Raw genomic sequence first — 12873 nt, forward strand, 5'->3', positions numbered from 1 at the left:
TTATTATTCTTCTCCTAACTTGTCCGATTTCATCACAATTACGTTTAAAAAATCGGATTGAAGAAAACAGTATGAAAGATATTTAAATTATCTTGTTTAAACAAAGAAAATATAAATTAGGAAAAGAGGTAAAAAATATGCACTTAAAAGAAAAAATCGCAACAATTATTCAAGGACAAAGAACTGGTGTATTATCAACTGTACGTAACGATAAGCCGCACAGTGCCTTTATGATGTTTTTCCACGAAGATTTTGTACTATATGTTGCAACAGATCGACAATCAAAAAAGATAACAGATATCGAAAACAACCCAAATGTCCATGTACTACTTGGACGAGAAGGAAAAAAATTAGATGAAGATTATATTGAAGTTGAAGGCTTAGCTTCAATCGAGGAAGACTCCACATTAAAAAATAAGTTTTGGAATAATAGCTTAAAACGTTGGTTACTCGGTCCTGAAGACCCTAATTACGTATTAATAAAAATCAATCCTGACACAATTTATTACATCGATGGTGCCGGTACGACGGAGCCCGAGTTTTTACGACTATAAAATAAAACAAGCCCCCTTTAGGTGGGCTTGTTTTGTCGAAAAGTTCTTCTAAAAAAAACAATAAAATAGGTGGAACTTTCCAAAGAATCTGTTATATAATAGCAGTAACTTAAATAAACTGTATTAAAACAGAATGAGAGGAGAAATAAAATTGATGAAAAGAGAAGAACGCAAAAATATGATTGAGTTTATCGAAAAGAAAAAAGGGATTGAGCGTGACGAATTATTGTTTATGACAGACGATGAAGTAGAACATATTTATAATGTAACGTACTTTTTATATGAGGAAATTGCAGAGTAGTATAATAATCCCCACCTTATTAAAAATATAAGGTGGGGATTATTTCGTTATTAATACATGAGAATGGTTTTCATGTATAATAATGTAAGATTGGAGGAATTTTACTATGAGTTCATGGCTCTTATTTGCACTATTATCAGCAATTGCTGCTGCCCTTGTATCTATTTTCGGTAAGATTGGTTTAGATGGAATCGATGCCAATGTTGCTACGACGGTTCGTTCTATTATTATGGCATTATTTATGGTAGGCGTTATTATTATACAAGGTAAATTTCAAAATATTGGCGACGTACTACTAAATAAAAAAGCACTGCTCTTTATCACATTAAGCGGGGTTGCTGGTGCTTCGTCATGGCTATTTTATTTTCTTGCCCTCAAAACAGGGAAAGTTTCACAAGTGGCTCCTGTCGATAAACTAAGCGTCGTATTTTCTATCATTCTCGCTATGATTATACTCGGCGAAAAGTTAAACTTTATGACTGGTATTGGTGTTGTCTTTATTACAGCTGGTGTACTATTTATTGCTTTCAGCTAAAAAAACCGCTACTCGCGGTTTTTCTTTTTCTTTATGTAAAACCATACAATACATGTAACAACTACTGAAATGGATATAATCCATATGCCATAATGATGTAAACTATACTCAACGAAACGCCACTTCTCTCCCAACTTCCAGCCAAGTCCAATAAAAACACTTATCCAAATAAGCGCACCACCGTAAGCGTACAAACAAAAACGCCAAAGCGTTAAATTTGACATCCCAGCAAAATATGCTGTTAAATGACGCACTCCCGGGATAAAGTAACCAATCATTAAAAGAAATGGGCCATATTTTTCAAATAAAATATGTGTTTTTTCAATGTGATGTTCCTTAATTCTAATTTTCGGCCCATATTTTTTTAAAACAGGGAGTCCAAGTTTCAAACCTAATATATAGCTTAATGTAATGCCTAACATTGCACCAGCCATCCCACTTAAAAACGCAGCAGTTCCTGACATAACTCCTTTTGAAACGTTATAACCAACAAAGGTCAATAAAAACTCATCTGGTATCGGTAATCCAACAATCCCACCGGCCAAAGCTATTATAATTCCAAAATACCCATAATGTGCGATTAACTCGCCAATATGTTGTTCCATTCGGAAGACACATCCTATGTACGATCGTTATTCCACATTGTGCCCTTTCTATCTTTCAGACAAACATGGTATACATATTCACTATACATTGTTTTTATAATGAACTCTACTTCTATCCATTCCTTTAGCAGGAAGAAAGTGAACCATTAATCGGTGAGCATTTGTTCATCCTCGCTCATTCTTAGTACACATCAATCGTGCGCCAGACTCCCGCCTCCTTCCCTTATATTCACCGCTTTTCGAAGCGCCAGTCTTACTATCCACAAATAACAGGATTAAAAAATAAAAATTCATATGCTTGTTTTTTTGTTACAATAAAGAAAAGTTACTTTTCGCAACGGTTTAACTCTCAGGAAAAATGATATACCTAGCAAATACATAGTTTGGTCGATATAATGCAACTTCTACCTATTAAAAGAACATGCACCCTTTACATACAACATCATTTTTCTAAATTATACAGGGGGAACGAACATGACCATTGAAAATCAATTTATCCAAAAGGTTTACTATAAAACATTTTTAACAGAAGAAACTTCTACTCCAGTATCGGAAGTACTCGGTGAAGCATATATAAATGAATCTACAAATGAATTCTCCAATATTTCTAATATCCGCTTTGCTCAAGGTGAATTTTATTACCAAAATAAAGACTTTGAAGCAGCGATATTTAAATGGGAGAAAGTAAATAACGAACTTTCACTTTGGGCAACCAAAAATATTGCAGATTCTTATTTTGAACTAGGCTTCTTACCAAAAGCAGAAGAAATTTATCAATCTATCCAAACTGAAGATACAACTCTTACAATGGAAGTTTCCTTACAACTTCTTTCTCTTTACATCGAACAAGATCGTTTAGGTCTCGCCTTTAAGACAATTAGTGAGGCTGTTGCATTTCAACCTGACTATCCAAACATTACTGCAATTGCTCGCTCATTCTATGAAAAACAAGAAGATTGGAATAACGCTATTGAACTTGCCGTTCAAGAAGGAATTCGAACAAAATCATTACACTGGTTCGATACTCTAATCAATTATGTAAATCAAGGATTTACGAAACAAAGTAAACCAGAATATTTCTATGAATCTTTAAAAGCTTTATATGCAATTGATCAAGTCCAATTTAAAGAACTTGTTATTGCTCTTTGGAACAGCTATCAAAATGAAAAATTACATCTACCTTGGATTCAAACAATAAATCATTTATTCTTGCATATTGAGACAGACAACAATGACGATTGGCATGAAATTGTTGAACGCTATCAAGAGACGTACTTTGAATTAATTACTGGTGAGCATTTCATGCATGAAATGCAGGGACTTGTACCCGATCTATTAACAAATTGGTTTAGTTTAACGAAAGCAAAAGATGCCCTATTTGTATCTGCTGCAGTATTAGCGTGGAATGAAGTTTCACCTACAACTTTAGAGTCATTACTCGTAAAAAGTGCGGGAGCCCTACTCTCTAATTCAACAGCTGAAACAAATGTAAATATGGAAACCGTTTCTCATTTATTCGAAACAATTGCTGTATGGGCTGAAAAAAACGATGTGGATTTAAGTCATCAATTTACGTTACTCGTTCATGAACTATGTGATTTAAATGTTACACAATTACTAATAGCGGGAACTAGTGACCATGATAAATCATCATTCATCAATTCAATATTAGGAGAGAACATCTTAACTGAGACTGTAACAACTCCTATTCTATTTAAAGATGATAGCCAAACTGAAATAACAGAATTCACTGCGTTAGATGTACACAAGATACCGAACTTTGATGAATTCCATCAAATAATGGCTACACCTTCGGAGTCAGAACTTGAGAAAAAATGCATAGAAATTAAGTTACCAAGTAGATTTTTAAGAAAAAATAAATTTGCATTTCTTGTTACGCCATCTGTTCAAGGGCAAGTGGATAAAAACAGCCCATATTTTGAATACTTACAAGCAGCAGATAGCCTTATTTACGTATTAAATTCTGCTTCACCATTACATCGGGAAGAGCTTGATACATTATTTTATTTACGTGAACAAGTGCCAAATTTACAAATTCATTTCGTATTACACACAAATAATACGACCAATAATGAAAAGTTAATAAGTAAGATTAAAGTCCATTTCCCAAATGCACAGTTCTTCCCATACTCTCCTTCACAAGAGAGTAGCCAGCAACTTGGGGACGTGACAGAGTCTATTCTTTCTAATCTAGCTGGACGCGATATGGAACAAGAACGTATAGAAAAACTAATATGGTTTACTCAAAAGACAATCGCATACCTTGTAAATGAACGTGTGGAATTAGAAAATACATTAGTGAAATCAGTACGATGGAATAAGCATATCTCAGTGAAACTAAATGGATTTATTAACAATCTTACTGCTCTTGAAAAAGATAAAATTCGTTCTATTACAGAATCTTATCTTTTAACGAAAGAAGAAATTACACGAGATATCCATTCTCAAATTCCCGAATTATTACAGAGCTGTTCTGACCTTGTTCAAGAAGATAGTGATTTCAAATTAGTTCATGAAGAATTAAATACTGCAATGAACGAACGAATTCAAAAACATGTACAGCAAGTGCTTCTTCCTAAATTTACTGGGTTTATTCAAGAGTGGATTGAAACAGCACATAATGAATTTATTCAAGCTCAATCTTATTTAGATGAAATGAGTGAAACGTTTAATAAATTATATAAAGAAGAACGCATGAAACTTCCTTGCGATTTCAAATTATTAGATGATTGGCATCGAGATGTTGTACGCATGACAAATAGAATTACAGTATCGAACATCAATATTTTATTACGCTTTACACCGACACAATTTTTCTTAAAGAGTGCGGGAAAACTATTTGGTAACATGCAAAAAAATCAATCTATGCTCGCAAACAAATATAAACAATATATTGAAACGGAAGATTATACGGAAATTGCTCAAATGATTTCAAAACAATTCTTCCTTCAATTTGAAGTATTTGAAGGCGCATTAGAACGAGATATCATGATGTTCTTTAAAGATCCACTTAGCATATTGAAACAAAATGTAGAAGCAGCTCAACTTGAAATAGAGGAAGACGAACAAACGTTAGCAACGTTAAGAAGCAACCCAGAAACTTATCACGATCCGTTAGCATTCTTTAAACTGCAACTATTGCAGCACAAATTCGTTTTAAGTACGAACAGAAACAATGAAGACGTCTATGAATTTAATGAATCTCCTACGATTTAACATGAAAAACCAAGCAAACTAAAATTTGCTTGGTTTTTTAATTTAATTCATTATTTTCATATGTTCAAATGGATAATAAATTGCTGCTAATTCTCCTAATACATCCGCTTTATCAATAAGTCCTAAACCATTTCTACTATCTCTGCTTATTAAGCGATTATCTCCCATAACAAAAATCTTATTTTTAGGAACTGTAATTGGTCCAAAGTCCTCTGTTAAATTCATAAGTTTTTTTTCAGCTTGTTTTTTATTACTATACAAATACGCTTCCTCTATCACTTCATGATTCACATATAATTGATCATTTCTCACCTCAATGACATCGCCAGGCAAACCAATAACCCTTTTTACATAAAAATTATCCGTCTTCACAACAATAATGTCTTCTCTCTCATAACTTTCAAATTGCTTTGCCAACTTATTAACAATCACCTTATCCCCATCTTGTAGCGTTGGCCTCATAGATGCTCCTTTTACAGTCGTAGGAAAAAACACAAAAATTTTCGCCAAAAATACCACTAAACATGCAATTGCAATTGTTCCAAAGAATTCGCGCCAACGTTTTTTCTTTTGCATCATTCCACCATCTCATCATCTTTTTACTTTTATTATAAGTATTTCAACCGATAAATTTCTATAAAATTCTATAAAATTCTGAATTATATAATCATAATATTACAAACTTCAAAATAATAATATTCAATAATGTATTATTCTGATATACTATAGCTTGCATTTACACTATTTTTATGTACTTAGGAGGATTTTTTCTATGAAAGTTATGCTTAAAAATGAAAATACTGGCCAAATTAAACAAGCAAAAATTGGTTTTAGCTGGACTGTATTTTTCTTTGGTTTCTTCCCTGCTATATTCCGTGGAGATTGGAAATGGTTTTTAATTATTTTAATCGCTAGCATGTTTACATTCGGATTCTCTAACCTAGTATTCTGCTTTATTTACAACAAACTTTACATCAATGATTTATTAGCGCAAGGTTATAAAGCCGCTGATGAATACAGCCTTTCTGCTCTACAACAAAAAAATATAGTAGCATAATAGGAACGAAAAAAAACACTCTCCAAATAGTCTATCCACTATTTAGAGAGTATCTTTTTATAATCCCACATATACAATACACATTTGAGCCGCTACATATGTAAACCAAATCCAAAGTGGTTCATACTTTAATTTGCGCCCTCCAATATCTGTCACGCCTATAATAAAATCAGAAATCACAAATAGTAAACCACCAAAAGCTGGTATCCACCAAATTCCTGTATTCTCGTAGTATAAGGCGAATGCAAAGCAAGCCATTCCTCCAACCCACAATCCGTAAATTAGAGCTCCTATCGTAAACAATTTATCTTGTTTATCATTTCGGATAAAAAAGAACCACCCTATAATGAGAAAGAGTCCGTATACGAGTAAACCAATCCAAAAACCATTCCATGAAATGCCTGTTTGCAAAAATGCTTTTACATAAAAACAATGCGCAAGAGCGAAAGTAATCATCCCTCCAATTAATCTGTGACCAATTGGAATCAAACCTGCCATAAATAAATCTCCTACAGTTGATAACGTCATACCTAGTGCAACCCACGTACTATACTCTACTGATGGATCTTGTAACCATATCCAAATTGCACTTGCTGTTAAAGAAAAACTAAGAATAAGACGCACCGCTAAAGGTAACGGCATATTATTTCTTGTTTTTTTTGTCTGTCCTATTGCGTATATTGCACCAATAAAAAAAAGAATGATTTGTCCAATTAACACCATATAAAGTAGATTCATAACATGTTCTCCTCAATAAATGCTTTTTGTATCTTTTTTCGTTGTACCTAGTCTATTATCCTTTTTCTATATAAAAAAAGAAGAACAGTACTGTTCTTCCATTGTAATCGTTTTCCTATTATCTATGCTACTTGTTTTTCTTGCTCCATTTTCTGCTTAGCTGGTGTCCGATTCACCACAATAATTCCCGCGGCTACACATGCTAAACCGAATAATACAAACGAATGAATTGCTTCTCCTAAAATCATGCTCGATAACAACACACCAAATACAGGTATAAAGAACATATACATTGATACTTTTCCAACCTTGTTGTATTTCATAATTGTATTCCAAATGCAAAATCCTGCTGCGGATAAGAAAGATAAATAGATAAGCATAAGTATTGCATGTACACTAAATGTAAATGGCATGACTCCAACTTGCAGCGCCCCTATACATAATAGCCCGATAGAACCAAATATCATTTGGTATGCCGTCATATAGCCAATATCTAATGTTTTACTACCTTCTTTCGCCAATATGTTTCCATATGAATACAACATTGCTGCACTAAGAAGTAATAAGCTACCGATTCCGAAATGGAATGACAAACTACCATCACTCGGTACATTTACTAAAATGACACCACAGAAGCCGATAGAAACCCCAATTACTTTTCTCATATTAAGAGCATCATCTTTATATAAAAAATGCGCGAGTAAAATTTGAAAGAATGATGATGTTCCTGAAATGATAGCTCCTTCAATACCAGAACTATAGCTCATTCCAATATAAAAACATATATATTGAAGAAATGTTTGAAATAAACCAATCTGTACTAACTGCTTCCCCGTTCCTTTTTTGAAGCTCATATCTTTTCCTAACGCTTTAAAGAAGAATAAGAGCATTACTCCAGATAAAAAGAAACGATAGCCAGCAAATAATATTTGCTCCCCAACTTCTTGTGGCTGAATTCCAAGTTCAGCATAACTTAATTTAATAAAAGGGAATGCGCTCCCCCATAAAAAAGTCGCTACTATCGCAGCAATAAACACGCCAATCGGATGGGTAAAAAATTTCTCTGTATTCACTTGTTGTCTTCCTTTCCGATCTTTTTATGAACAATATTCATATATACCAAAGGAAATGTGAAAACACAAGTTTTCAGTTTATACGCAAACAAAAACATATCATCTAAAGAAAACATATGCTATACTATAGAATAATTATAACATAATAACTATTAAAATCAGATTCAACAGAAATGCTGCTATCCATTATGGATGGCAGCTTTCGTCGTTTTATAGGGCTTTCGATTTTGATTATTTTTCTCAATAAGAATTTGGAAGGAGCGAGTAGTAATGAACTCAGAAGTAAAAACATTACAAGTACAAAAGTCTATTTCTCATCCCTCTTTATGGGATACATTAAAGAAACATTATGAACTTATATTTGCAATCGCATCTGGTATTTTCATTTTAGCTGGTTGGTTATTCACAAAGAACGATGCAATGAATGTAGGCATTACTTGCTATATCCTTGCTTATATAGTTGGTGGATATGCAAAAGCGAAAGAAGGTATTGAAGATACAATTGAAGAGAAAGAGTTAAATGTCGAAATGCTCATGCTCTTTGCTGCTATCGGTGCTGCAATCATTGGCTACTGGGCAGAAGGCGCAATTTTAATCTTTATCTTCGCACTAAGCGGTGCAATGGAATCTTATACATTAAGTAAAAGTCAAAAAGAAATTTCAGCGCTTCTTGATTTACAACCTGAAGAAGCATTACGTATTTCAAATGGAACGGAAGTACGTATTCCTGTTGGACGATTACAAATTAACGACATTATTTTAATTAAGCCAGGTGAACGCGTTCCTGCTGACGGTACAATTCATAACGGTGAAACAAATATCGATGAGGCAGCGATTACTGGAGAACCTATTCCAAATGAAAAAAAACATGGCGATGAAGTATTTGCCGGCACTGTAAATTTACGCGGTGCTATCGAAGTTAAAATTACGAAGCCGAGCGATCAAACATTATTCCAAAAAATTATCCGTCTCGTCCAAAGTGCCCAAAGCGAAAAATCACCATCGCAACTATTCATTGAAAAGTTTGAAGGAACATATGTAAAAGGGGTACTACTCGTTGTTGCGCTTATGATGTTCGTCCCTCATTTCTTACTTGACTGGAGCTGGAATGAAACATTTTATCGTGCAATGATCTTACTTGTAGTCGCATCTCCTTGTGCACTCGTTGCTGCCATTACACCAGCAACTTTATCTGCAATTTCTAACGGAGCAAGAAACGGCATTCTCTTTAAAGGTGGCATACATTTAGAACGCCTCGCTTCAGTAAAAGCCATCGCCTTTGATAAAACAGGGACATTAACACAAGGTAAACCTACCGTAACGGATGTATATGTTCGAGAAAATATAACAGAAAAAGAAGTACTTTCTATTACAGCAGCAATTGAAAGTCACTCTACACATCCTTTAGCTGAATCTATTGTGAAATATGCACAACATACGTATGACATTGCATTAAAAAAACCAGAAAACGTTGAAGATGTAACTGGTTTTGGACTAAAAGGAATATTCGAAAACAAAGCTTATAAAATAGGTAAAGCTGATTTTATTGGTGAAGAAACAAAAGCTTTTCATAATGGTATTTCTGCCTCACTTGAAAAAGAAGGTAAAACTGTCGTTTATATTAGTGATGAAGATGGTATCCTTGGACTTATCGCTTTAAAAGACACGCTTCGCCAAGAAACAATAGCTGCTATTCGCGAATTACAAAGCATTGGTGTCGAAGCAATTATGATTACTGGAGATAATGAAGAAACAGCAAAAGCAATTGCCTCCGAAAGTAATATAAAGGAATATTACGCATCATGCTTACCAGAAACAAAAGTTGAAACAATTAAAAAGCTAAAAGAAAAATACGGGACAGTAGCAATGGTCGGCGATGGTATAAATGATGCTCCTGCACTTGCTACTGCTAGCATTGGTGTCGCAATGGGTGAAGGAACAGACGTTGCTTTAGAAACTGCAGACGTTGTACTTATGAAAAACGAATTATCTCGACTTTCCCAAGCAATCCGTTTATCAAAACGAATGAACCGTATTGTAAAGCAAAACGTAATCTTTTCACTAGCTGTAATTGCAATGCTGATTTGTTCAAACTTCTTGCAATTTTTAGCTCTTCCATTCGGTGTTATTGGGCATGAGGGAAGTACGATTCTTGTCATTTTAAACGGGTTACGTTTATTAAAAGGAAACAAATAAAACGGGTCCCTCATAAAGGACCCGCTTTTTTTAATGGTAGCTATTATGCCCGTTCGCACTACCACTCGTTTTATGCTTTGGATGCGAACTGCTCTTTTGTTTATTGTTATTTTTATTGTTGTGATTCTTTTTATTATTACTCATGAAATATCCCCCCTGTTCCTTATTATTATGGAACAAGAGCTCACTTTTCATTACGGGAATTATTGTCACCCGTCCTATAATGATGGAGTAAACCATTAATTTCGCCGCCAAGTAAAATTACCCATCCAGTTAAATAAAACCATAACATTAAAATAATGATACCACCAAGACCACCATATGTATTGGCGTAATTTGCAAACTTATCTACATAATAAGCAAATGAGTACGATACCACAATCCATCCTATAGTAGCAAATAAAGCCCCTGATACAACTTCTCTTCTCTTTAATTTTCGATCAGGCGCAAACGTATATAAAAAGCTAAATAATGCAAACAAAACAAAGAAACTTGACACTAAACGCGTAATACTCCACGCATAAGAATAAGTATCTGATAAGCCAATTATTTCTGCCCCAATTACTTGTCCAAATACTGGGACAAGTAATGCAAACACAATCATAAAAATGATTGCTAATGTAAACAAAATAGATAAAGCTCTAGTTTTAATAAAAGAGCGAGTTTCTGTTACATCATACGCACGGTTAAAAGCGTTCATAACCGCATTCACTCCATTTGAAGCAAACCATAGCATCGATAGTAAACCAAATGATAATAAACCACCATTTTGCTCATTTACAACTTTATCTACGTTTACTTCAATTAAGTTCATTGCATCTTCCGGTACGTACGGTTCTAATAAATCGAGCACACTTTCTGTTTGAAGGTCAATAAATCCAAGAAGCGTAATTAAGAAAACAAGCCCAGGGAAAATCGCAAGCAAGAAGAAATAAGCGAGCTGTGCTGCCAAGCCCGCTACATCATCGCGCATCGTCCGGTCATACAAATCTTTACCAAACGAATAAGTACGATTTCTTCTCACCTTTTCTAAAATTTTTCTCATATATGTTTAAACGCTTTTCTTCTCTTCTTTATCTTGCTTCAACTCAATGTACGCTTCAGTTTTTTTTTCCTCTACATTAGAGTCTTTCATAAATAGTTCACGCGCTTCTTTCATACCGCCATCTTCAGCAACTACTGGCTCTTCTTCTACTTTCAGCTCATCTACTTTTGGAGATACAGCTTGAATTTCAATCGTTTCTGGCTTCTCTGCTGTCTCAACTTTTTTCTTACTAAAAATTTCTTTCGTTTCTTTTAACGTTTCTACAACAGACGGCGTCAATTTTTTAATTTCCGCTACTTTCGCTTTCACTACGTTTAAATCAGCAAGTTCGCGTCCTTTATCTGTAACAGTTTGCACTTTTTCTTTGATTTTTGCGTTTTCACCAATTTCAATCATCTTTGTTTTTGCTTTTTCTGCTGTATTTTTTACTTTTTCACGGTTTTCTTTCTTTAACATAGATACAGCTACACCTGCAGCTACACCAATCGCAATGTTTCGAGCAATATTATTTTTCTTTGCCATATTCCTTCACCCTTTCATTTCTTATGTTAGAAAGTATTTCTTTCTAAGCTTCCTCATATTCCTTGTTCATTTCGAATGAAAGCTAATAGCTTTACACACCCTTCTGTTACAAGGTCATATACTTCTTGGAAATTCCCTGTATAGTAAGGGTCGGGAACGTCTGTCCAGCCACCGTCTGGAACAAAATCGGACAGCCTACCAATATAGCCTCCAGTTTTACCTAAACTTTTTAAATCTGCTATATTCTTGTTGTCCATGGCAATAATATAATCAAACTTTGTTAAGTCTTCTTTTTCTACTTGCCTTGCTTTAATTCCTTCAAAAGTGACTGCATTTTCTTTTAAAATTTTTTGTGTTCCTTTATGTGGCGGATGACCAATATGCCAATCTCCAGTTCCCGCAGAATCAATGACAATTTTCTCTTCGAGTCCCTCTTTTACGACAAGATCTCGAAAAATCGCTTCTGCCATTGGAGAACGGCAAATGTTCCCAAGACAAACAAACAATACTTGAACCATATTTTTGTTTCTTCCCTTCTTGGTGCATTTCTTAATATATACTTATAGTATAAACAACCAATTATTAAATATAAAGGAAATCCCTACTAATTTAATAGGATTGAAAAGATTCATTAACGAAAATGATAAAAAATGTTAAGATATCCTTATGTTATTTTAAAGGGGGACACTTCGGTGGATTTATCCGTAAAGTCAGAAGAAAACGTTGAATATATGGTCGAAGCTATTAAAGAAAAATTACGTATGGTTAATGCTGGAGCGATGAGAGCTGCTAGCTTTAATGAAGAAATGTACGAAGACTTACGTGACATTTATGAGCATGTTATGAAACGTGAAACATTCAGCATTAGTGAAATGCAAGCTATTACAGAAGAATTAGGTACATTAATTAAAAAGTAAAAAAAGCCTCGCTTATATGAGGCTTTTTTTATTTCTAACAAATTCATGACAACTCTTCTCTTTCCCTCACCCAACTGTAAAATACTGTACAAT

The 12873-nt window shown here is 34.1% G+C and carries 14 protein-coding genes; 7 read left to right on the forward strand and 7 right to left on the reverse strand.

The features are described 5' to 3' along the window. Positions 1-137 precede the first annotated feature (137 nt). From ACYVEC_RS03530 to ACYVEC_RS03540, 3 genes are all read left to right on the forward strand, one after another. Positions 138-554, forward strand: coding sequence for a pyridoxamine 5'-phosphate oxidase family protein (locus tag ACYVEC_RS03530; RefSeq protein ID WP_000550210.1), 417 nt, complete (start codon positions 138-140; stop codon positions 552-554). Between the two features lie 154 nt (positions 555-708). After that, entirely contained in the window at positions 709-855 is a 147-nt protein-coding gene (locus ACYVEC_RS03535) for a BH0509 family protein (protein ID WP_000817786.1), read from the forward strand. A 106-nt stretch (positions 856-961) separates the two neighbouring features. Further along, positions 962-1390 (forward strand): EamA family transporter, encoded by a 429-nt coding sequence (locus tag ACYVEC_RS03540; RefSeq protein ID WP_000100306.1) that lies wholly within the window; start codon positions 962-964, stop codon positions 1388-1390. Positions 1391-1398: 8 nt separating this feature from the next. On the opposite strand, the gene ACYVEC_RS03545 is transcribed toward ACYVEC_RS03540, so the two are convergent. After that, positions 1399-1995: a DedA family protein gene (locus ACYVEC_RS03545; RefSeq protein WP_063221660.1), complete on the reverse strand. Its 597-nt coding sequence runs from the start codon at positions 1993-1995 to the stop codon at positions 1399-1401. Between the two features lie 474 nt (positions 1996-2469). On the opposite strand from ACYVEC_RS03545, the gene ACYVEC_RS03550 reads away from it, so the two are divergent. Continuing rightward, positions 2470-5232 carry a tetratricopeptide repeat protein gene (locus ACYVEC_RS03550; RefSeq protein WP_460505645.1) on the forward strand — a complete coding sequence of 921 codons (2763 nt, stop codon included), beginning with the start codon at positions 2470-2472 and terminating at the stop codon, positions 5230-5232. Positions 5233-5274: 42 nt separating this feature from the next. Here the strand turns inward: ACYVEC_RS03550 and lepB are convergent, their stop codons facing one another. Then, the gene (lepB, locus tag ACYVEC_RS03555; protein WP_063221658.1) at positions 5275-5811 is read right to left on the reverse strand and encodes a signal peptidase I; all 537 of its coding nucleotides are present in this window, start codon (positions 5809-5811) and stop codon (positions 5275-5277) included. 193 nt (positions 5812-6004) lie between these two features. Between lepB and ACYVEC_RS03560 the strand changes: the two genes are divergently transcribed. Next, entirely contained in the window at positions 6005-6289 is a 285-nt protein-coding gene (locus ACYVEC_RS03560) for a hypothetical protein (protein WP_000867040.1), read from the forward strand. 57 nt (positions 6290-6346) lie between these two features. Here the strand turns inward: ACYVEC_RS03560 and ACYVEC_RS03565 are convergent, their stop codons facing one another. Continuing rightward, entirely contained in the window at positions 6347-7027 is a 681-nt protein-coding gene (locus ACYVEC_RS03565; protein WP_063221657.1) for a lysoplasmalogenase, read from the reverse strand. A 122-nt stretch (positions 7028-7149) separates the two neighbouring features. After that, complete coding sequence (locus tag ACYVEC_RS03570) at positions 7150-8100, reverse strand: DMT family transporter (protein WP_063221656.1); 951 nt, start codon at positions 8098-8100, stop codon at positions 7150-7152. Positions 8101-8370: 270 nt separating this feature from the next. Here ACYVEC_RS03570 and ACYVEC_RS03575 point away from each other — a divergent pair, with 270 nt between their 5' ends. Then, on the forward strand, positions 8371-10296 hold the full coding sequence (locus ACYVEC_RS03575) for a heavy metal translocating P-type ATPase (protein ID WP_063221655.1): 1926 nt from the start codon (positions 8371-8373) through the stop codon (positions 10294-10296). Between the two features lie 184 nt (positions 10297-10480). Here ACYVEC_RS03575 and ACYVEC_RS03580 read toward each other — a convergent pair whose 3' ends face one another. From ACYVEC_RS03580 to ACYVEC_RS03590, 3 genes are read right to left on the reverse strand one after another with little or no spacing between them, the layout of a single operon-like run. Then, the gene (locus ACYVEC_RS03580; RefSeq protein ID WP_063221654.1) at positions 10481-11341 is read right to left on the reverse strand and encodes a YihY/virulence factor BrkB family protein; all 861 of its coding nucleotides are present in this window, start codon (positions 11339-11341) and stop codon (positions 10481-10483) included. A 6-nt stretch (positions 11342-11347) separates the two neighbouring features. Then, positions 11348-11863: a DUF4075 domain-containing protein gene (locus ACYVEC_RS03585; protein WP_063221653.1), complete on the reverse strand. Its 516-nt coding sequence runs from the start codon at positions 11861-11863 to the stop codon at positions 11348-11350. A 53-nt stretch (positions 11864-11916) separates the two neighbouring features. Then, positions 11917-12381, reverse strand: a complete 465-nt coding sequence (locus ACYVEC_RS03590; protein ID WP_060629402.1) for a low molecular weight protein-tyrosine-phosphatase — start codon at positions 12379-12381, stop codon at positions 11917-11919. 174 nt (positions 12382-12555) lie between these two features. Between ACYVEC_RS03590 and ACYVEC_RS03595 the strand changes: the two genes are divergently transcribed. Next, positions 12556-12780 (forward strand): DUF1128 domain-containing protein, encoded by a 225-nt coding sequence (locus ACYVEC_RS03595; RefSeq protein ID WP_000366197.1) that lies wholly within the window; start codon positions 12556-12558, stop codon positions 12778-12780. The last annotated feature ends 93 nt before the right edge of the window (positions 12781-12873 follow it).

It is taken from the genome of Bacillus sp. MN7755, assembly GCF_054771475.1.